General features: G+C 68.8%; 19 protein-coding genes. 9 read left to right on the plus strand and 10 right to left on the minus strand.

Features of this window, described 5'->3' with window-relative positions; all coding sequences use genetic code 11:
• Positions 1-10: 10 nt before the first annotated feature.
• Both ABD768_RS39270 and ABD768_RS39275 read right to left on the minus strand, forming a co-directional pair.
• A complete protein-coding gene (locus tag ABD768_RS39270) occupies positions 11-724 on the minus strand; it encodes a Rieske (2Fe-2S) protein (protein WP_343974419.1) in 714 nt (237 codons plus the stop codon).
• Positions 725-726: 2 nt separating this feature from the next.
• Positions 727-1227, minus strand: coding sequence for an RNA polymerase sigma factor (locus ABD768_RS39275; RefSeq protein WP_344849457.1), 501 nt, complete (start codon positions 1225-1227; stop codon positions 727-729).
• Positions 1228-1434: 207 nt separating this feature from the next.
• Here ABD768_RS39275 and ABD768_RS39280 point away from each other — a divergent pair, with 207 nt between their 5' ends.
• Positions 1435-2739 (plus strand): vanadium-dependent haloperoxidase, encoded by a 1305-nt coding sequence (locus ABD768_RS39280; protein WP_344849459.1) that lies wholly within the window; start codon positions 1435-1437, stop codon positions 2737-2739.
• A gap of 9 nt (positions 2740-2748) precedes the next feature.
• Here the strand turns inward: ABD768_RS39280 and ABD768_RS39285 are convergent, their stop codons facing one another.
• Positions 2749-3213 (minus strand): VOC family protein, encoded by a 465-nt coding sequence (locus tag ABD768_RS39285; protein WP_344849461.1) that lies wholly within the window; start codon positions 3211-3213, stop codon positions 2749-2751.
• Between the two features lie 105 nt (positions 3214-3318).
• Between ABD768_RS39285 and ABD768_RS39290 the strand changes: the two genes are divergently transcribed.
• Positions 3319-4356: a helix-turn-helix transcriptional regulator gene (locus ABD768_RS39290; RefSeq protein WP_344849463.1), complete on the plus strand. Its 1038-nt coding sequence runs from the start codon at positions 3319-3321 to the stop codon at positions 4354-4356.
• Between the two features lie 13 nt (positions 4357-4369).
• Positions 4370-4993, plus strand: coding sequence for a TMEM175 family protein (locus ABD768_RS39295; RefSeq protein ID WP_343974192.1), 624 nt, complete (start codon positions 4370-4372; stop codon positions 4991-4993).
• On the opposite strand, the gene ABD768_RS39300 is transcribed toward ABD768_RS39295, so the two are convergent.
• Positions 4994-6589, minus strand: coding sequence for a molybdopterin-dependent oxidoreductase (locus ABD768_RS39300; RefSeq protein ID WP_344849465.1), 1596 nt, complete (start codon positions 6587-6589; stop codon positions 4994-4996). It abuts the gene before it with no gap.
• 65 nt (positions 6590-6654) lie between these two features.
• On the opposite strand from ABD768_RS39300, the gene ABD768_RS39305 reads away from it, so the two are divergent.
• Positions 6655-7647, plus strand: a complete 993-nt coding sequence (locus ABD768_RS39305; protein ID WP_344849467.1) for a DNA glycosylase AlkZ-like family protein — start codon at positions 6655-6657, stop codon at positions 7645-7647.
• A gap of 47 nt (positions 7648-7694) precedes the next feature.
• On the opposite strand, the gene ABD768_RS39310 is transcribed toward ABD768_RS39305, so the two are convergent.
• The 4 genes from ABD768_RS39310 to ABD768_RS39325 are packed head-to-tail and all read right to left on the minus strand — an operon-like array spanning position 7695 to position 14155.
• The gene (locus tag ABD768_RS39310; protein ID WP_344849469.1) at positions 7695-8387 is read right to left on the minus strand and encodes a response regulator transcription factor; all 693 of its coding nucleotides are present in this window, start codon (positions 8385-8387) and stop codon (positions 7695-7697) included.
• The gene (locus ABD768_RS39315; RefSeq protein WP_344849472.1) at positions 8384-9694 is read right to left on the minus strand and encodes a sensor histidine kinase; all 1311 of its coding nucleotides are present in this window, start codon (positions 9692-9694) and stop codon (positions 8384-8386) included. Before ABD768_RS39315 ends, ABD768_RS39310 begins: the two co-directional genes overlap by 4 nt.
• Positions 9691-11877, minus strand: a complete 2187-nt coding sequence (locus tag ABD768_RS39320; protein ID WP_344849474.1) for an MMPL family transporter — start codon at positions 11875-11877, stop codon at positions 9691-9693. The genes ABD768_RS39315 and ABD768_RS39320 overlap by 4 nt, the downstream gene beginning before the upstream one ends.
• A 49-nt stretch (positions 11878-11926) precedes the next feature.
• Positions 11927-14155: a carbohydrate-binding protein gene (locus tag ABD768_RS39325; protein WP_344849476.1), complete on the minus strand. Its 2229-nt coding sequence runs from the start codon at positions 14153-14155 to the stop codon at positions 11927-11929.
• A gap of 153 nt (positions 14156-14308) precedes the next feature.
• On the opposite strand from ABD768_RS39325, the gene ABD768_RS39330 reads away from it, so the two are divergent.
• Together ABD768_RS39330 and ABD768_RS39335 are read left to right on the plus strand one after the other, a co-directional pair.
• Positions 14309-15199 (plus strand): endo alpha-1,4 polygalactosaminidase, encoded by an 891-nt coding sequence (locus ABD768_RS39330; RefSeq protein WP_344849530.1) that lies wholly within the window; start codon positions 14309-14311, stop codon positions 15197-15199.
• Positions 15200-15240: 41 nt separating this feature from the next.
• Positions 15241-15852 (plus strand): SecDF P1 head subdomain-containing protein, encoded by a 612-nt coding sequence (locus tag ABD768_RS39335; protein WP_344849478.1) that lies wholly within the window; start codon positions 15241-15243, stop codon positions 15850-15852.
• Positions 15853-15864: 12 nt separating this feature from the next.
• Here the strand turns inward: ABD768_RS39335 and ABD768_RS39340 are convergent, their stop codons facing one another.
• Positions 15865-16272 carry a MarR family winged helix-turn-helix transcriptional regulator gene (locus tag ABD768_RS39340; RefSeq protein ID WP_344849479.1) on the minus strand — a complete coding sequence of 136 codons (408 nt, stop codon included), beginning with the start codon at positions 16270-16272 and terminating at the stop codon, positions 15865-15867.
• Positions 16273-16324: 52 nt separating this feature from the next.
• On the opposite strand from ABD768_RS39340, the gene ABD768_RS39345 reads away from it, so the two are divergent.
• Entirely contained in the window at positions 16325-16795 is a 471-nt protein-coding gene (locus tag ABD768_RS39345; protein ID WP_344849481.1) for an SRPBCC family protein, read from the plus strand.
• On the opposite strand, the gene ABD768_RS39350 is transcribed toward ABD768_RS39345, so the two are convergent.
• Complete coding sequence (locus ABD768_RS39350; RefSeq protein ID WP_344849483.1) at positions 16715-17737, minus strand: WxL protein peptidoglycan domain-containing protein; 1023 nt, start codon at positions 17735-17737, stop codon at positions 16715-16717. The genes ABD768_RS39345 and ABD768_RS39350 overlap by 81 nt on opposite strands.
• Before the next feature lie 246 nt (positions 17738-17983).
• Between ABD768_RS39350 and ABD768_RS39355 the strand changes: the two genes are divergently transcribed.
• The gene (locus ABD768_RS39355; protein WP_344849485.1) at positions 17984-18949 is read left to right on the plus strand and encodes a hypothetical protein; all 966 of its coding nucleotides are present in this window, start codon (positions 17984-17986) and stop codon (positions 18947-18949) included.
• Positions 18950-18968: 19 nt separating this feature from the next.
• A complete protein-coding gene (locus ABD768_RS39360) occupies positions 18969-19931 on the plus strand; it encodes a hypothetical protein (RefSeq protein ID WP_344849487.1) in 963 nt (320 codons plus the stop codon).
• Positions 19932-19963 lie beyond the last annotated feature (32 nt).

Consider the following 19963-nt stretch of genomic DNA (forward strand, 5'->3'; position numbering starts at 1 on the left):
GGGGCCGGGGTTACGCCTGGCGGGGTGGCACGAAGACCTGGACGACTCCGTCGGATTCGCGAACGTTCAGTTTCGGCAACGGTGGCAGGGCGATCGGCAGCCGGTGATGCAGCACCGCACCGTCGACGCCGAACGCGGCGTTGTGGCACGGACAGTTCAGCTGTCGCGCGGGTCCGTCCAGAGCGAGTTTGCAACCCAGGTGGGTGCATACCCCGGACACGGCGTTCAGTTGGTCGCCGGAGCGGTGGACGAATCCGGAGATGCTGCCGGTGTCGAACGGCCGTACCGCGCCGTCCGGCAGGTCCTTCGCGGCGACGATCCCCCGCCACTCACCGTTGTCGGGCGTGATCGTTTGCTCGCCCGGCTCCGCCGTCACTGCCTCGCCGCCACCGCCCAGCGCCTCCCCGGCAGCCACCCCGATGGCGACCGATGCCGCGGAGGCCGCCGCGATCGACGCGACGAACCGCCGACGGCTGCTGCCGCGCAGTTCGCGCACCGGCGTACCGTCGGCCGGCTCGTGCGCAGCTGACGTGTCGTCGTCCAGTTCGGTCCGGAGGCGTTCGCGCAGCGAGTTGACGAAGTCGTCGGTCGGGGTGCTGTCCGGGCCGGCGGCACGCAGGGTGACGGCGGTCCGGATCTGTGACTCGTCGGCCTCGTCGACGGCAGCGGGTCTGGTCCGACGGCGGTTCAGCAGGTCGTCGACGAATCGGCGTACTCCGCGCATCGTCACCCCTCCATTCTGTCTGCCACGGCCGCGGCCTGGCGAAGCGCCCGATGCTGCAGCACCTTCGCGTTGCCCACGGTCACTCCCAGCTCGATCGCGGCCTCCTTCAACGAACAGGCGTCGATGAACCGCAACCGCAGGATGCGCTGGTACCGATCCGGCAACTCGGCCAGGATCGCCGCCGCCCGGGCGACCGCGCCGCTGTCCCCGGCATCGTTCACCGGCTCGGTCAGCGCCCAGTCCTCCTCGAGCCGGGTGATCTGGCGCCCCAGCGTCCGTCGCCAGTACCCCGCGAGCACCGTCCGTGCCGTCGCGAGCAGGTACGCCCGGACCTCGCCGATGCTCGCCGTCAGCCGCAACGGCTTCAGCGCGGTCACGAACACCTCCGCCGTCAGATCCTCGGCGTCCGGCCGGTTGCCGACCTTGATGTACATGAGCCGGTACACCCGGTCCACGTTGTCGTTGTAGACGGACTCCCAGTCGGAGTAGCTGTCGTCGCTCACCACGTGCAGCTGAACCGGCGCGTCCGGTCTCCGTTCGGGCGGCTGCCGCCCCCACGATCTCTGTCCCGCCACCCGCCACCGTCACCTTCGCCCGTCAGGACCGACACGACACCACACCAGTAATAGGTGCGGGGGTTACACGGGTCCTGCTCGTAACCCGGCCGGCTATCCCCATGGCGTCCATCGAATCCTCTCCCTGGAGTCATCGTGACATCTCCAATCTCCCGCCGCGGCCTGCTGATCGCCGGTGGCACGACCGCCGCGGCCGTCGCCGTCGCAGCGACCAGCACCGGCTTCGCCGCCGCTCATACCGCTGCCCGCATCCCGTCCCTCGAACTGACCCGGCAGGTGCGGGCGGGCGCCGACGTGGTGATCGCCTGGAATCAGGCCATGCTCCGGATCGTCCGCACGCCAGGCCTGCAACCGCCCACGATCCACCCGACCCGAAGCTTCGCGATCCTGCACGCCGCGATCCACAACGCGGTGGTCGCCACGACCGGGAAAGGCACGCCGTACCTCTTCGCCGTCCATGCGGCCTCGGGGGCGTCGCCGATCGCCGCGGCCGCCCAAGCCGGGCACGACGTTCTCATTGCCCTGTACCCGACCGAGGCCGCAAGTCTGAGCCGCCAACTCGAGGCGTCGCTGGTCGGTGCCGGCCCTGCGCAGGCTCGGGAATCGGGTATCGCCGCCGGCCGCCTGACGGCTCGGCTGCTGCTCGACCTGCGCGACCACGACGGCTCATCGGCCGTACCACCGCCGCTGGCCCCAGGTACCGAGCCCGGCCAGTACCGGCCTACGCCGCCCGCCAACGCCGCGCCGGTGTTCACGCACTGGTCCGGCGTGACGCCGTTCCTCATCAAGCGCGCCGACCGTTTCCGCCCCGAGGCGTACCCCGACCTCGCCGGCCGCCGGTACGCCGCCGCGATCAACGAAGTCCGGCGACTGGGCCGGAACAACAGCACCACCCGCACGGCCGACCAGACCGTACAGGCGAACTTCTGGGCGGCCCCGATCTGGAACTACTGGAACGAGATCACCCAAACCGCCTTGCGGACCCAGCACCACGACCTGTCCCGCGCCGCCGCCGTCTTCGCCCAGCTCACCCTGGCGCTGGCCGACGCCGTGATCGCGTTCTACGACGCCAAGTACCACTTCCGGATCTGGCGGCCGATCACCGCGATCCGCCTGGCCGATGCCGACGGCAACCATTCCACCGCCGCGGACCCCACCTGGACCCCGCTGGCCAACACCCCGCCCGACCCGTCCTATCCCGGCGCCCACAGCGTCATCTCCCAAACAGCCGCCACCCTGCTGTCCCAGCATTTCGACCCCCGCCTCCACCTCACCGTCACCTCCGAACTCCTCCCCGGCGCAACACGCACCTTCCGCTCCCTACAAGCAATAGCCGACGAGGCCGGCCTCAGCCGCCTCTACGCCGGCATCCACACCCGCCTGGACCACTACACCGGCCAAACCCTCGGCCACGACCTGGCCCACAGAACCTTGGCGTGACGGCGCCGATCAGCCTTGGCGGTTCGTCGCGGCGACGTCGATGATCCAGGTGATGCCGAAGCGGTCGGTGAGCATGCCGAAGGCGGGGGCCCATCGGGCGGGGGCGAGGTTCTCGATCACGGTGGCGCCTTCGGAGAGGGCCTTCCAGTAGGCGGTGACCTCGTCGATCGTGTCGCCACGCACCGAGAGGAAGAACTTCTCGGTGGTGATCGTGGTGCCGTTCGCCCGGTGGGTACTGGGCGCCGGGGTGGCCGGCGTGGTCTCGCCCGGTACGTCGTACGCCATCAGCTGGAATCCGTTGCCGCCGGCAACCTGGCCGAACACGACCTTGCCGGCGTCGGGCAGCTCCTTCGGCAGCCCGAAGTCGCCGTAGGTGGCGATGGTGAGGTCCCCACCGAACACCGACGCGTAGAACTCCAGCGCCTCGCGTGCCTCGCCGTGGAAGTTGAGGTGAGCGACCGTCTGCACAGACATGCGTTGTCTCCTGTTCGTTGTCCACCGGACCGGTTCCGGCGACAACCGAACAGTCGCAGCAGTAGCGGACAGGGAACGTCCACTACTTGATGGATGATGAGATCCATGCCGATCAATTCCGCGCCGTCCGCCTCGCGACGCCTGCTGTCCTTGCTGTCCCTGCTGCAGGTACGCCGGGACTGGCCGGGCGACCTGCTGGCCGCCCGCCTCGGGGTGACCTCGCGGACCGTACGCCGGGACATCGACCGGCTGCGCGAACTCGGCTACCCGGTCCGCGCAATCAAGGGGCCCGATGGTGGCTACCGGTTGGACGCGGGCGCTCACCTCCCTCCGCTGCTGTTCGACGACGAGCAAGCCGTCGCGCTGGCCGTGGCGCTCCGGACTGCGGCGCTCGTCGGCGCAGGGATCGAGGAGGCGGCGGCTCGGGCGCTCACTACGGTGACTCAACTGATGCCCAAGCGACTGCGGGCCCGACTCGACGCCTTGGACACGGCCATCGTCAAGCAGCCGGAGGAAGGCGATCCGCAGGCGGACATCGAAGTACTGATCGCGATCGGCGCCGCGATCCGCAGCCGGGAAGAACTCCGCTTCGACTACCGATCCCCGACCGATCGCGACGACGGCCCGCTGGTGGCACCACGCCGGGTCCACCCGCACCACCTGCTGGCCCAGGCCGGCCGCTGGTACTTACTCGCCTGGGACCCCGCACGCGAAGACTGGCGCATCTACCGCGCGGACCGAATGACCCCTCGCATCCCCACCGGCCCCCGCTTCACCCCGCGCGAAGTCCCCGGCGGCGACCCCGCCACCTTCCTGGCCGCCCGCTTCAAAGGCTCACCCGGCCCCAACACCTGGCCCTGCCAAGGAGAAGTCATCCTGGCCGCTCCGGCAGCCGACGTCATCCCCTTCGCCCGCGACGGCATCGTCGAGCCCTTGGACGACAACAGTTGCCGGGTCCGCCTCGGCGCCTGGTCGTGGGCCGGCTTGGCAGCGACCCTCAGCCGATGGGACGTCGACATCGAGGTGGTCGATCCCCCGGAGCTGCGGAACGCGTTCGCCGACCTCGCCCGGCGGGCAGCCCGCGCTGCTCGGGCGGCTGACGGTGGTACGGAAAACCAGGCGGTCCTGCCCCACCCGCGCTGATAGCGTCGGCCGGGTGAAAACTGCGCGTCTGGAGGCGTTCAGCGACGGCGTGTTCGCGATCGCCATCACCTTGCTGGTGATCGAGATCAAGGTGCCCGAAGACACCCACGATCTGGCCCACAAGCTGCTGGAGCTCTGGCCGTCCTACCTCGGCTACACGATCAGCTTCCTGGTGATCGGCCTGGTCTGGGCGAACCATCACGCGATGTTCGACCACATCGCGGTGGCCGACCGGATGCTGCTCTTCCTCAACACCCTGCTGTTGTTGCTGGTCGCCCTCATCCCGTTCACCGCCGGCGTCCTGGCGTCCGCCCTCCGCAACGGCGAGTCCGAACGAACGGCCGTCGTCCTGTACGGCGTCGTCCTGGTGGCCGGCGGCTTCCCCTTCAACGCCATCTGGGAATACGCCCGCCGAGACCACCGCCTGCTAGGCCCCACCATCACCCCGAAGGAAGCCCAGGCAATCAGCCGCCGCTTCCTCCTAGGCCCGGTCCTCTACGGCATCGGCACCGCCCTAGGCGCCCTCCTCCCCGTCCTAGGCATCATCACCTTCGCACTACTGATCCCCTTCTACTGGCTCCCACCCTTGCTGACCCGGTCTCGCCGGGGTGTAGCTGCCTCAGATCGTCCGGACTGACTACTCGACCATCACCACCGTGTTGTGGAGGCCGCTGGAGCCGTTGGGGCGAGGGGCTGCGCGGTCGGCGGTCTGGACCTCGCCGGTGGTGTCGGTGGCCCGGACGGTCAGTGTGTGGTTGCCGGGGGTTGCGTTCCAGCGGAAGGTCCATTGGCGCCAGGTGTCGATGGAGTCTTCGGCGGCGAGCTTCGCGGGTTGCCATTCGCCGTCGTCGACCTGTACTTCGACCTTGGCGATGCCGCGTTGTTGCGCCCACGCGACGCCGGCCGCGACGGCTGGGCCGGCCTTGATCCGGGCGAAACCCTTCGGTACGTCGATCCGGGACGAGGTCTTGATCGGCGCCTCGACGGCCCAGCCGCGGTCGGTCCAGTACGCGCTGAAGTCGGCGAACTTGGTGACCTCGAGGTCGACGACCCACTTGGTCGCGGACACGTAGCCGTACAGGCCTGGTACCACCATGCGGACCGGGAAGCCGTGCTCGAAGGGGAGCGGCTCACCGTTCATCCCGACGGCGAGGATCGCGTCCCGGCCGTCGGTGAGCGCCTTGAGCGGCGTACCGATGGTGAGGCCGTCGACGCTGGTCGACTTGATCGCGTCAGCGTCGCCCTGGACACCGGCTTCGCGGAGCAGCTCGGCGATCGGTACGCCGATCCAGCGGGCGTTGCCGACGTACGGGCCGCCGACCTCGTTGGAGACGCAGGTGAGGGTGATGTCGCGCTCGATCAGCCGCCGGTCGAGCAGGTCGGCGAAGCTCAGCTCGAGCTCGCGATCGACCATGCCGTGGATCCGCAGGCTCCAGGTCCGCGGATCGACCTTCGGGACGGTCAACAACGTGTCGACGCGGTAGAAGCTCGGATTCGGCGTGACGAACCGGCTCACCCCGGGCACGTCGGCCATCACCCCCGCCGGCATCGCCCGGGCCCGGCTGGCCGGCACCGGAATCCTGATCCCCCGCCGCGTCGCCTCACTCACCCCGGCCGGAATCACCAAGGAGGCACCCAATCCGCCTGCTCCGGCAACGCCGAGCGCCATCGCAGTCCCAAGAAACCTCCGCCGATCAAACCCAGCCGGTGCCTCAGCCGGCCCGGCCGCCGCTGCGGCGGACTCGGGCGACGCCTTGGCGGCAGGCTTGCCGGGCTGGCTGGTCCTGCTCCCGGGGTGAAGGATCCGTAGGACGAGCAGGATGCCGATTGTTGCTACAAGCAACGTGATGATTCCGGGGAGCACCCGGACGACATGGTTCGGAGCGAGCGTCCGGCCCGTGGCGGCGGCCAGGATAGCCAGTACTCCGAGCAGGGCGGTCAGCGCAACGGCGACGCGAGGTCTCGTCGCTCCGATCGCGCCCGCCAGCAAGGCGAAAACGGTCACCGCGAACAGCACCACGCCGATCAGGACCGGCTTGTCGGCGGTACCGAGGTTCTTGACCGCGAAGTCCTTGGCAGCACCCGGCGCCAGGTCGATCAACTGGGTGCCGACGCCGACCACCGGCGACGTACCACCCGCCAGCGCCGCCGTCAGCTCACCAAGCCCCAGTCCGGCACCCGCAGCGAGTACCCCTCCAACGGCTGCCAGCGCACGGCGTCTCTTCGAGGTCATACCGGTACTTCGGACCGGCACCCACCGCGGATCGGTCAGACCCCGACATTCCTTACGATCACCCCATGGACCCCGAGCCACCCAGCGCCCTCCCGTGGTCAGGCCAGTCCCTCGACGAGCCGTTCCCAGGTGACCTCGTCGCACTCGTCGAACAACTCGCCGGCATCAACGCGCAAACCGCACGCGCGATCCCGGTAGCGATCTGGACCCGCTGCGGCGAGAAGAGCGACCTCGAAGAGTTGACCGCCCGGATGCAGTCGTACGACCTGGTGAAGTCGAACGTGATGCGAGGCACCATCCACCTCCTCACCCTCCGCCAGTACTGGCTCTGGCGCACGGCCCTCGAACCAACCCTGAAGCGACTCGTCGCCGGCTTCTGCCGCGGAATCTGGACCTCCGTCGACTACCAAGCACTCCACGACTTCGGCCTCGACCTCATGTCCGACGACCACCCGCGAACCCGCGCAGACCTCGGATCCGCAGCCGCCAAACACTTCCCCGACGCCGAACCCCGCCACCTGGGCTTCGCCCTCCGCATGATCCTCCCGGTCGTCGAAGTAGCCCCGGACAACGCCTGGCATCCACCCCGTACGACGTACCGCCTCGCCCCCGCACCCCCACAACCGGCCGACGCCCGGTCCGGATTGCGTGACCTCGCCCGGTCGTTCGCAACCGCGTTCGGCCCGGCAACCGTCGACGACTTCGCCTACTGGTCCGGCCTCAAGAAATCCGAAGCCCAAACCGTCGCAGACCAACTCGAAAAGCCAGCCCCGACAGCAACGCGCCCCGGCCTCCACGTCCTACCGGAGTTCGACAACCTCTACTACTGCAGGCGCTCGACGAACGACCCCCTGTACGAGGCGAAGCGCGACCCCCGCTTCAACCCACAACGCATGTCCGGCAGCCTGATCCAGCACGGCCGGGTTATCGCCCACTGGACCTACCGCAAGAACGAGCCGCCAACGCTGTCCCCCTGGGAGCCGCTGACCACGGAGGCAGAAGCCAAGTGGTCAAGCTTCGTCAACTGGTGGACCCACTGCGAGACGGCCGCCGGCTGACCTGGCGAGAGGTCCGTCGCCGGGTCCGTTGCGCCGCGCAGTGAGTCTCAGCCGGGCTCGGTGACCTCTCGTGGAGGCGGCCGGACCAGGCCGGTTTGGTAGGCGATCACTACCAGCTGGGCGCGGTCGCGGGCGTGGAGTTTGGTGAGGGCGCGCTGGATGTGGGTGCGGACGGTGAACACGCTGACCACCAACTGGTCGGCGATCTCGGAGTTGGACTTCCCCTCGGCCGCCAGCGCCATGACCTCGCGTTCGCGGGCAGTGAGGGCACTCAGCAGGTCGAGACCGGCAGTACCGGCCTTCGGTTCGTCGGTGGTGAGGAATCGGGCGATCAACGCCCGGGTCGCCGTCGGAGACAGCAGCGCTTCGCCGGCCGCGACGGTGCGGATACCGTCGAGCAGCCCGTCGGCCGAGACGTCCTTCCCGAGGAACCCGCTGGCGCCGGCACGGAGAGCTTCGGCAACATACTCGTCCGTCTCGAAGGTCGTGAGGATCAGGACCCGGGTCGCCGCCAGCTCCGGGTCGGCGCAGATCGCGGCGGTGGCAGCGAGCCCGTTGGTGCCAGGCATCCGGATATCCATCAGTACGACGTCCGGCTGGTGCGCACGAGTCAGCGCAACCGCTTCCTCCCCGTCGGCCGCCTCCCCGACCACCTCCATCTCCGGCGTTGCCTCGATCAGCATCCGAAAGGTTGCCCGCAGCAACGTCTGGTCATCGGCCAGCAGCACCCGGATCGTCATCGCACCGGCAAGGTAGTCGTCACGACGAACCCACCCTCAGCCCGCCTCCCAGCATGAAACCGCCCACCCACCGCCACCACCCGCTCCCGCATCCCCACCAACCCGAACCCACCCTCCACCCCACCCGCCGCCACGCGTTCTGCCGCCGCTCCACCCCGTGCCGCGGGCCCCGCAACCCCACCCGGTGCCGCGGGCCCCGCAACCCCACCCGGTGCCGAGTGCCCCGCGGTCACCTCACCCCGTGCCGGGTGATCCAGGGTCGAAGAGTCTGTTGGGGAGTCTGTGTTGGAGATGGTGATGGTGAGGTGGTCGTTCCGGTACGTCAACTGCACCTGCGCGGTGTCGGTGGTCGCATGCTTGGTGACGTTGGAGAGTGCCTCCTGGATGATTCGGAACGCGGTCAGGTCGACGCCGGCCGACAGCGGTTGCTGCTGACCCTCGACGGTGACCTCGACCTCGAGCCCGGAGGCTGCGAAGGCGGCGGTCAGCTCGGGGAGGCGGGCAAGGCCGGGCGCCGGTTCGAGTGGAGAGGTCGTGTCGTCGGGCCGGCGCAGGAGGCCGACGGTGGCTTTCAATTCGCGGAGGGCGGCGGTCGTAGTACCGGTTAGTTGTTCGAGGATCGGCTCGACCTGGTCAGGGTGGCTGCGGGCCAGGTAGGCGGCGGTGCCGGCCTGGGCGTTGGCCAGGGCCAGGTGGTGGGCGACCACATCATGCAGTTCGCGAGCGATCCGCACCCGCTCCTCGGCGACCCGATGCCGTGCCTCCTCCTCGCGAGTCTGCTCGGCATGCTCAGCGCGAGCCTGGACGGCTGCCAAGTAGTTGCGCCTGAGCCGGGTAGCTTCCGCGACGGCCACCGGCAGTACGAGGTACAGAACGGCATTGACGATCACGAAGACCCACGGATAGCGGTGGCGATCGCCGACCAGTGCCGATGCACCGATTGCCACCGTGACGCCAAGCCAGTACCACCGCGTGGTCCGCCCAGGAGCCCGCAAGGCCAGTTCGTAGAGCGCCACCATCAGCGGAGCCAGCGTCAGCGGCGTGATCAGATACCCGAAACCGCCCGCAGCGCATCCGCACAGCGCTGTCACCACGACCACCGTGCGCGGGTGGCCGCGCCGCCACAAGACAGCCAGCGAGCCGATCAGCGCCAGCGGGACGGCAGACCGCCAGCTCAGCTTGTCGGTGGCGGACAGCTCGCTGTTGAGCATCGCCGGCCCGGACGCCGCGAGAAACAGCAAGGCGACGAGCGCGACGTCGACGACATGCGGGTGGTTCCTGAGGTACTCACGCCAGTTGATCGTCAAGCGCCCACTCCCATGGTCGTCTCCACCACTTTAGGCACCCGATCGCGAAGAGCCGCGCCTTCCACGTCGACCTGCGGCAGGATGCGGTCCAGCCGGCGCGGCAACGACCACGCGATCTCACCCGTGAGCTTGAGCAGAGCGGGTACCAGCGTCATCCGGACCACGAACGCGTCCAGCAGGACGGCGACCGCCAGCGCGAAGCCGATCATCGTGATCATCGGCAGGTCGGCGCCGACGAAGCCGGAGAACACCGCGACCATGATCAGCGCGGCGGCCACCACGATCCGGGCGCTGTGCCGGAAGCCGGTGACGACGGACTCGCTCGCCGACTCGCCGCTCGAGTGCGCCTCCCGCATCCGGGACACGAAGAACACCTCGTAGTCCATCGCCAGGCCGAAGATGATGCCCACCAGCACGACCGGCATCATCGAGATGATCGGGCCGGTCTGCTGCAGGCCGATCAGCTCAGCACCCCAGCCCCACTGGAAGACGGCGACCACCGCACCCAGCGCTGCGCCGGTGGACAACAGGAACCCGAAGACCGCCTCGAGCGGCACGATCGGCGACCGGAAGATGGTCAGCAGGAGCAGGAAGGCCAGGCTCAGCACGATCGCGAGGTAGGGGCCCAGGGCACCCATCACCTGATCGGCCAGATCGATGTCGGCCGCCGTGACGCCGGCGACCAGGAAGGTAGCGCCGGTGCCAGCCTCGGTGACAGCGCGGTTGTCCCGGATCAGGTGAACCAGGTCCTTCGTCTGCTGGCTGGCGGGAGCGGTCGACGGGGTGGCCATGAACAGCGCGGTACTCCGCGCCGGGTCGAACCGCGGCGGCGAGACCGACACCACGCCAGGCGTCTCGGCAATCCTCGCTGCGATGGTCGCGACCACAGCCTTCGGGTCGCTCACCCCGGCCGTGTCCACCACGATGGTCAGCGGCCCGTTGAAGCCGGGCCCGAAGGCGGTGGCGAGAGCGTCATAGGCACGCCGCTCGGTGGTCGCGGTGGACCTGCTCTCGTCGCCTGGCGCGCCCAACTGCAGGTCCAGTACCGGGATCGCGAGCACCACCAAGGCGGCGATCGTGGCAAGCAGTACCGGCAGCGGACGACGCAGCACGAGCCGCGCCCACCGCGTCCCGCGATTCTCGGTTTCCTCTTCGGACCTACCGTTGCGAACTCGCCGCGACAGCACCGCATCCGGCCAGAAGCCCAGCAGAGCCGGTACCAACGTCAGCGCGATGAAGACCGCCACAACGACCGCGCCGGCCGCCGCCAGGCCCATCTTGCCCGCCGACGGGATGCCGAGCACCGTGAGCCCGGCCAGCGTGATGACGACGGTGAGCCCCGCGAAGACCACAGCCGAACCGGCCGTGCCGACCGCCAGCCCGACGGCCTCCTGGGCCGGCCGGCCCTTGGCCCGTTCCTCGCGATAGCGCGAGACCACGAACAGCGCATAGTCGATACCGACCGCCAGCCCCAGCATCGAGGCGAGGACGGTAGTGGTCGTGGACAACCCGAAGGCGTCGCCGACGGCAAGGATCGTCAGCGTACTGATCCCGACTCCGAGCAGAGCCGTCAGCAACGGAAGCCCCGCGGCCACCAGCGAACCGAACGTCACCACGAGGATCACGGCCGCCAGCGCGACGGCGACCAATTCACTCGCTCCACCGACCTTGGGCTTGTCGGCCAGCACCGGTCCCCCGACCTCGACCGTCAAGCCGGACGTCTCGGCCCGGTCGATCGCGGCCCGCAACTGGTTCCTGGTGTCCTCGGTGAGCTCGTCGGAGCCCCCGGCGTAGCCGACGACCACATAGGCAACCGACTCGTCCCGACTCACCGCCCGGGACGCGAACGGACTGGCCGCACTGGCGACCTGACTCCCCCGCGAGACCTCGGCGACGAACCCTTCGATCGCGGCCCGATTGCCTGCATCGGTGACCTTCTGCCCGGCCGGCGCGATGAACACGACTCGCGCGCTGTCGCCACCCGGCGTCGACTTCGTATCTGACGGCAGGCCGGTCGCGGCGCCGGCCGCCAGACCGGCAACCGCGAGGACAGCACCCCAGATCAGTACGACGTACCACCGCCGGCGAAAGGCCAGACGACCCAAACGGTAGAGAAACAGCGCCACGACACAGGCCTCCAGATCGAGATCGGCTATCCGTCCAGCCTCGATCCGAAGGGCCACTGTGTCGTCGTGCTCCTGCAGACACCTACCTACTGAAATTGCAGTACAGCTAGGCGGTCAGGCGTAGATAGTCGACGTTGAAACCGCCCGTCTCGCAGAACAAGGTGATCAGCTGGTCGCCCGCGGGCAGCGTCACCTGGGTGTGGATCGACTGGTACGTCCCCCAGCCACCCGTACTCGGCACGGAGACCTTCGCCAGTACTGCGCCTGACGCATCCCGCAGCGAGATCGCGTCCGGAGCAGTCGCGCCGGTGCCGTTCGCGACGCGGAGCTCCACGTCGTATGTGCCGGCGTTGGTGACGTCCAGCCGGTACTGCAGCCAGTTGCCCGCTGCCGTCCAGCCGACGTTCTTGCCACCACTCGCGGCCGCGTTGTTCTCGACGAAGTTGGCGCCACCGTCGGTCCAGCCGTGCTGCGCGACATACGCCTCCGCCTCGACCTTCTCGCCGACCGGCGTCCCGTGCGGCGTCACCGTCACGTGGACGGTCACTTCATCGCTCGCCGCTCCATCGGTGACCCGGAACTTCAGGTCCTGCTTGCCGGCCGAGGTCGGATGCAACGTCACCAGGCCGCTGCGTCCGTCGACGGTGACGCCGGCGGGCAGGTCGACGGCGTAGTAGGTGAGCCGGTCGCGATCGCGGTCGGTCGCGGACAGCTGCACCTGGGTCGTGGCGTATTGGTCGGCGACTACGTCCCCGACGGGGCGTAGTACCGGTGCGTGGTTGTGGTGCTGGGACGGGACGTCGCCCTTCCAGCGGTACGTCGCGTAGGAGTTGGCCGGGACCGTCGCCGTGAACGACTTGCCGGCGAGCACGACGCGGACCGTCGACGGGGTGGCGTTGCTGTTGCCGACGATGGCGACGAAGTTGTCGCCGCGGTCCTTGTAGACCACGTTGGCGATGCCGTTCGAGGTCGCGCTCGACTCGACCCGGGTGTGCTCCTTGCCCAGGTATTTCGCGAACTGTCCCATCGCGTAGAGCTCGTCGCGAACCGTGAAGGTCTGCGTGGTGGTGTTGACCTTGACCAGCCGGTTGGGCCATTTGGTGGTGCGGCCGACCTCTTCCCAGTCGACGTTGTTGTCGCGCAGCGGCGTCCAGTGCAGGGTGCCGCCGTCCTGGTCGGTGGTCTGCGCCCACATCACGTACGACGAGGCGTCCAGCCGGAAGTAGTTCAGGATCGTGGCCGGGCTGAGATCGCTCGTCTCGGTCATGTGCACCGGCTTGCCGGTCTGCTCGTAGGCGTCGCGCATGACGGCCGGGTCACCCCAGTACGGGTGGAACGCGATCGCGTCCGCGGCCTTAGCGGCCAACGGGTCGTTGAGGATCCGGTAGTAGTTCTTCGTCTCGGTGCTGTTCGGGTCGCGCCAGTCCCAGAAGTTGAAGTCGTGCACGTAGAGATCGGTGCCGAGGCCGGCCCGCTTCACCTCGCGCTTGATCGCGATCGCCAGCTTCTGCTGCTGCTCGACGCTGATGTCCATCGCGGGATAGACCACGTCGATGCCCGGCTCGTTGAGCAGGGTCAGCGCGTCGACCTTGATGCCCTGCTTGGCGTAGGCCTGGAGGTACTTGACGTAGTACTGGGCGAAGACGTCGATGCAGTCGTCGCGCAGTTTGCCGACCTGGTAGTACGACGTGCTGCCGGGCTTGAGGGCTACCTCGCCGGTGAACCGGTTGTTGGTCTTCATCCAGGCCGGCGCGCTCCACGCCGAGGCGAAGAAGGTGGCGCGCGGGTTGTAGCGCTTGATCAGCTTGGCGGTCTCGACGATGTGCAGGTCGACGTCGCGCTTGATCGAGAAGTGCTTGAGGGCGAAGTCGTCGGCCACGCCGGCGGGCAGTTCGTCGTACGACCAGAACGGCAGGTGCTCGATCAGGTCCGGGCTGCCGATGGTCAGCCGGAACCGGTCCAGCCCGGCGCCGGTCAACGGGTCGACGAGCAGCCGGATCGCGCGGTCGCGTTCGGCGGCCGTCAGCTTCCACAGGTTGGAGACGCTGGTCTCGTCGAGCGAGAAGCCGATCCCGGAGTACTGCTGCCGCAGCGTGCTCGGGTCGACGACGACGGTGGCGTCCGTCGTACCGCCCTGGTCGCTGGTCACATAGCTGGTGGGCAGCGGCTGCCAGGCTTGTGCCGGTCCGCTGGAGTAGGTGCCGGTGACGGCGGTACCGCGGTCAGGCCGGCCGCTCGTGGCAGGCAGGCCCGCGGTCGCCGGCAGCCCGGCCGCTGCGAGCATGCTCCCGGCGGCCGCGGCAACCAGGACCGCCGCACTGATGGATCGCCTCACGATGTCTCCTCGATAGACGGGGAAAGCGCTTGCTTCGGCGGCGACTCTACTGTCCGGCCAGGCATTGCACACCCCTCTCCCGGTTCCGGAACTTCTCGCAGGCGAGAATGCGTCGTACCAGGTCCCGAGCGGTTGGAATCACCCTTGTCTGCTGTGCCCGCGCGCGCCCGCCGGCTCCTGCTCGCCCTGCTCGGCGGCGTCCTCCTCCTCGCCGGACTCGCCTACCTACTCAACCGGCCGTCGACTCCGGACGAACCGGCCGCGGCCGGCACACCGACCGCCAGTCCGCCGACCGCCGGCACCTCGAGTCCCGCGCCGACCTCACCGGGACCGCCGGTCAGGCTTCCGCCCCTGCATGCCGGGTTCGACTATCAGCTGGGCGGCCCGTATCCGCCGGCTGCTGGGGTGGAGATCGTGGTGCGCGACCGGACCGCGCCGGCAGTCAACGGGCTCTACAACGTCTGTTACGTCAACGCCTTCCAGGCCCAGCCCGACGAGCAGGACCAGTGGGACCAGGACCTGCTGCTCAAGGACAAGGCCGGCAAGACGGTCATCGACGAGGACTGGGACGAACCGCTGCTCGACCTGCGTACCGCCGGCAAGCGGCAACGGATCGCGACCAAGGTCAACGGCTGGATCGACGGCTGCGCGGCGAGCGGCTACCAAGCCATCGAGCCGGACAACTACGACAGCTACACCCGCTCGAAGAACCTCCTGACCGCTGATCAAGCGAAGGAGTTCCTCACACTCCTGGCGACTCACGCACACCAGCGCAACCTCGCGATCGGCCAGAAGAACACTGCCGACCTCGCCGCCGACCGCAAGTCGGTAGGACTCGACTTCGCCGTCTCCGAGGAGTGCGGGCAGTACGACGAATGCGCCGCCTATGCCGATGCCTTCGGCAACCATGTGCTGGTGATCGAGTACACCGCCGCCGGTCTGCGCAAGGCCTGCGATGCCTTCGGCAACAAACTCTCCATCGTCCGCCGCGACCTGGACGTCACCCCGCCCGGCACCCCCGACCACCTCCGCGAGACCTGCTGACACTCAGTGCCTGACACTCGTGACGCGTAGTATCTGCAGGCATGTCCCAGCAGACGCCGCAGTACAGCGGTCAGCAGTACAACGGTCAGCCGAGCCGGAACCAGGCGTCGCTGATCGTGATGTTCGTCGTGCTCGGACTGCTGCTGGTCGGCATCCTCGTCACGGGTGGCGTCCTGCTACTGCGCAACAACAACGACGACGGCAAGCCCGCCGTCGAGAAGGTCGCCACCCGGCCGTCGACACCGGAGGCCGTGCAGTTCCGCCCGGTCGTCAAGGCCGAGCCCAACGGCTGCGGCGCCTCGACGACGACCGCCTCCGCGGACACCGCCTGCGGCTCGGACGGGATCCGCTACACCCTCGGCAAGGCCGGGCTCGACGGCACCCACGTCACCGAGGTGGTCGCCGCCCAATCACCCGACAAGGTCGCCTGGGTCGTCAACCTGACACTGGACGACGAAGGCTCGAAGGCGTTCGCGCAGCTCACCGCCGGACTCGCCACCAAGATGCCGCCGGAGAACCAGCTCGCGATCGTCGTCCGCGGCAAGGTCGTCACCGCCCCCACGGTGATGTCCGAGATCACCGGCGGCAAGGTCCAGATCAGCGCCAAGACCCGCGCCGAAGCCGAGAAGACCGCCGCCGACATCACCGGCTAGAACCGTGGCGAGCTAGTCCGCGAGGCGGGTCAGCATCCCGATCAGCGACCGCCGCTCGGCCGCGCTGAACTCACCGAGCAACTCCTCCTCCATCGCCCGGATCTCGGCCCGTACGGCGACCAGCCGCGCCTCGCCCGCCGGCGTCAGCCGGACCAGCCGGTTGCGCCGGTCCGCCGGATCCTGCTCGCGCACGACCAGCCCGTCCTCGACCAGCCCGTCGAGCAACGCGATCAGCCGCGACTTGTCGTACCCGATCGCGGTCGCCAGCCCGAGCTGATTGATCCCCGGCTCCTTGGCCAGGTGGGTGAGGACGCCGTACCCCCACATCGAGAGCCCGTGCGCGCGCAGCAGCGGCTCCTCGGCGACGTACAGCCGCCGGGTGATCCGCCCGAACAGCGATCCCAGGTCTTCGCGCTGCATGACTCGGATGATAGGCGTTGAACAATCGTAAGCATGTGCATATGATCTGCACATGCATACTAATTTCAAGCACAGCCACACCCGGTCCATCGCCATCGCGGCCTCGCCGGAGACGCTCTTCGACCTCGTCTCCGACCCGACCGCGTTCCCCCGCTGGGCCCCCGGCTTCGCCCGCTCGGCCCGTCCGGCCGGCGAGCACTGGATCATCGAGAACGAACAGGGCGAGGCGAGGATCGTGGTCCGCTCGTCACGCGAGCACGGCACCGTCGACATCCTCTCGGCCGACGATCCGAGCCAAGGCGCCTACAGCCGGGTACTGCCGAACGGCGACGGCAGCGAGTACCAGTTCACGCTGCAGTTCCCCTTGGACGCGCCGGACGACGCCGTCACCGCGCAGATGGCCGTCGTGGAGGCTGAGCTCGAAGCAGTCCGGGCCTTGTGCTCATCTGGCGTGGGCGGGGCGCTTCCGGTTGCGGCGGCTGAGGATGGCGAGGGCGAGGACGCCTGCGCAGCCGATCAGTAGGAGCAGGAGTGTCCACGGGATGGTGAGGACGTGAGCGGTGGCGGCGCTGGTGGGTTGAGGGGCCGATTTCGCCACCGGTACGACGCGGACTGTGCCGGTCAGGCGGAGGGCCGGCGGTACTCCGGGGATCGAGGCGGCGACCTTCCACGTCTCACCGGGGAGCAGCTGGGGTGAATCGGCGAGTTGCCCGGGACCGGCGGTGAAGACGCCGAACGGGCCGGTGACGGCGGCCGCCTGGCGGGCCGCGACGATGGTGTTGCCGGTGTTGCGGACGGTGTAGGTGACGGCGACATTGCCTTCGCCGAAGGGGTTCGGAGTACCGGAGTAGTGCACCTTCAGGTCCTCGACGGCGAGGGCCGGTTTGAGTTCGCCGCTGACTTGGAGGCGGATTCTGGTGGTGGTCAGGCGGTCCGTAGTACCGGCCTGCTGCACCAGTGCGACGATGCCGCCCAGGTGGTCGCCGGGTGTGGCGCTGTCGGGGAGCGCGAGGCGGAACGGTACGTCGACGGAGCGGCCGGGCGGGACCCGCACAGTGGTCTCATCCAACTCGATCCAGGCGCCGACGTCGCGCGGCTTGGCCTCCGTGCTCCGAAGCTCGATGCTGCCGTCGTCGGTGGTGAAGGCGTCGGCGCCGTGCAGCGTCACTGTCAGCGCGGTCCGGCCGCGGTTGACGATCAGCAGGCCGTCGCGCAGCTGGCCGCCGCGTGGCAGGGCGTAGCTGAAGCTCGGGCGCTTCGCCCCGAAGATGTTGGCGGCAGGCTTGATCTCCCAGGGCGGGTTGTCGGCCGCGAACGCCCGCTGCGGCTGACCGGCGCCAGGCAAGACGAGGTCAGGCAGCACGACGCCAGACAGCACGACCCCGGGCAGGGCGAGCAGCAGGACGGCGAGGACACGGGTCACGGCGTGCAGGACCGTTGACCCGCGGAGTACCGGCGGGTGCATCAGGTGTCCCTCGGACGATCGGACGGGAGACGTGCCGATGGGGCGGATTGCAGCGTCCGACGCCCGGATGGAGCGCAGGTGAACAGCGGCTGGCGGAGCGGCCGACCGGGCCGCAACAGTCGAGGCGGGGTTGCAGCTACCTGCAACCCCGAACTGGTGTAGACCTCTGGCTCGATAGGGTGTGGCGACATTCGTCGGTGCGAGAGGCCCTCGGGGGGCATCGAGTACTAAGGGAGATCTTTGCAGATGAGAATTCGTCGTTTTGCTCTTGCGGTCGCCGGGCTCAGCCTGGTGACGGGGGCCGCCGCGGCCGGCCAGGCCTCGGCGGGCGTACAGAGCGACCCCCGGCCGAGCACCACGCTCGGCCACTCCGCGGCTCAGACCCCGCAGACCAAGGCCGCCGCGGCCGCCTGCGGTGTCGAGGTCGGCGCGATCACCGCCGCGGGGATCAACTCCGGCTACGGGATCACCGCGACCAAGCCGCTGACGGTCAGCAACTTCGCGCCGTTCAAGCTGTTCGCCGCCCGGACCAGCTCGACCTGGTACGGGTGGCGCACCCCGGCCAACATCTACTACTACGCGGGCTTCGTGCTGCAGGGCAGCAACCTGTACGCCGGCGCCGAGACGTACAAGAACGGCACCACCAACCCGCCGACCACGAGCTCGAAGAAGCTCGGCGCCGGCTGGGGCGGCTTCACCGCCCTGACCAGCTCCAACTACTACGTGCCGGGCACGACGCGGCCGCACCTGTTCCTCTACGGCCTGCACACCAACGGCTCGCTCTACCGCTACAGCGTGAACGGCCCGACCGGTCCGATCACCAGCTACGGCAGCGCGGCCGGCTACGGCTCGTTCAAGTCGATCACCGTGATCTCCGAGACGGTCGGCTACGACACCATCCTGGCCACCACCAAGGCCGGCGCCCTGTGGACGATCCACCTCCCGGTGACCGCTCCGCTGAAGGGCACCCTGAAGGCGGTCCGCACGACCGGCTTCAAGCAGTACGACAAGCTCGTCGCGTCGCGCTGCGGTAGCAGCACGCTGCTCACCGGCTTCGACCCCACGGCGAAGACGCTCACGGTGTACGCCATGAGCAAGGCGAACGGCTCGAAGACCATCATCAACACCATTGGCAGCGCGCCGGCCAGCCACAACGGGGTGACGCACTTCCTGTACACCGGCAGCGGCAGCCCGTCGCTGATCGGCGAGTAGTAAAGGGAGACACCGCAGAATGAGATTTCGTCGTTTCGCTGCCGTGGTGGCCGGGCTCAGCCTGGTCACCGCGGCGGCTGCCGCCGGCCAGGCGACCGCCGAGGTCCAGGGCCAGCCTGAGCCGACGCACAGCCGGGCCCAGGCCCAGAACGCGCAGCCCAAGACGAAGGCCGTGTCCGCGGCCTGCGTCACCGACGTCGGCACGATCACCGCCGACGCCAAGAACAGCGCCTACCGGGTCACTGCCACCAGGCCGGTCGACGTCCACAACTACACCCCGTTCAAGCTGTTCCCGGGCCGCGCCAGCTCCAGCTGGTACTACTGGGAGCCGTCGGACACCGTGTACTACTGGGCCGGTTTCGTCCTGCAGGGCGGCAACCTGCTGGCGGGCGCCGAGACCTACTACAACAACGCGCAGACCCCGAAGGTCAGCTCGAAGGTCCTCGGCGGCGGTTACGGCGGATTCACCACTCTGACGAGCGCCAACTACTGGGTGCCGGGCACGACCAAGGAGCACACGTTCCTGTACGGCCTGCACACCAACGGTTCGCTCTACCGGTACCGCGTCAACGGACCGACCGGTCCGGTCGTCGGCGCCGGGCACGCCCCGGGGTACAACGGGTTCAAGGCGATCACGGTGATCGCCACGGCCCCGACGTACGACACCCTGCTGGCCACCACCAAGGCCGGCGCGCTCTGGACGATCCACCTTCCGGTGACCGGCACGTTCAAGGGCACCCTGAAGGCGGTCCGGGCGAGCGGCTTCAAGCAGTTCGACCAGCTGGTCGCCCAGCGCTGTGGCAACGCCACGATGCTGAGCGCCTTCGACAACACCGCCAACACGGTCACCGTGTACGCGATGGGCAAGGCGGTCGGCTCGAAGACGGTCGTCAACAAGATCGGCACCGCGCCGGCCACCAACGACGCGCTGGTGCACTTCCTCTACACGGGCAGCGGCGGTCCGCTGCTCGTCGGCGAGTGACTTTCGCCTGAAGCAATGGTTTCAGCAGGAGC

This window comes from Kribbella ginsengisoli (assembly GCF_039537185.1).
Taxonomy (GTDB): domain Bacteria; phylum Actinomycetota; class Actinomycetes; order Propionibacteriales; family Kribbellaceae; genus Kribbella; species Kribbella koreensis.

Bases quoted from the DNA above. Each gene is read 5' to 3' on its own strand.
- ABD768_RS39270 (WP_343974419.1), bottom strand. From the start codon at position 724: ATGCGCGGAGTACGCCGATTCGTCGACGACCTGCTGAACCGCCGTCGG.
- ABD768_RS39285 (WP_344849461.1), bottom strand. From the start codon at position 3,213: ATGTCTGTGCAGACGGTCGCTCACCTCAACTTCCACGGCGAGGCACGC.
- ABD768_RS39290 (WP_344849463.1), top strand. From the start codon at position 3,319: ATGCCGATCAATTCCGCGCCGTCCGCCTCGCGACGCCTGCTGTCCTTG.
- ABD768_RS39300 (WP_344849465.1), bottom strand. From the start codon at position 6,589: ATGACCTCGAAGAGACGCCGTGCGCTGGCAGCCGTTGGAGGGGTACTC.
- ABD768_RS39305 (WP_344849467.1), top strand. From the start codon at position 6,655: ATGGACCCCGAGCCACCCAGCGCCCTCCCGTGGTCAGGCCAGTCCCTC.
- ABD768_RS39310 (WP_344849469.1), bottom strand. From the start codon at position 8,387: ATGACGATCCGGGTGCTGCTGGCCGATGACCAGACGTTGCTGCGGGCA.
- ABD768_RS39335 (WP_344849478.1), top strand. From the start codon at position 15,241: ATGTCCCAGCAGACGCCGCAGTACAGCGGTCAGCAGTACAACGGTCAG.
- ABD768_RS39340 (WP_344849479.1), bottom strand. From the start codon at position 16,272: ATGCAGCGCGAAGACCTGGGATCGCTGTTCGGGCGGATCACCCGGCGG.
- ABD768_RS39345 (WP_344849481.1), top strand. From the start codon at position 16,325: ATGCATACTAATTTCAAGCACAGCCACACCCGGTCCATCGCCATCGCG.
- ABD768_RS39350 (WP_344849483.1), bottom strand. From the start codon at position 17,737: ATGCACCCGCCGGTACTCCGCGGGTCAACGGTCCTGCACGCCGTGACC.
- ABD768_RS39355 (WP_344849485.1), top strand. From the start codon at position 17,984: ATGAGAATTCGTCGTTTTGCTCTTGCGGTCGCCGGGCTCAGCCTGGTG.
- ABD768_RS39360 (WP_344849487.1), top strand. From the start codon at position 18,969: ATGAGATTTCGTCGTTTCGCTGCCGTGGTGGCCGGGCTCAGCCTGGTC.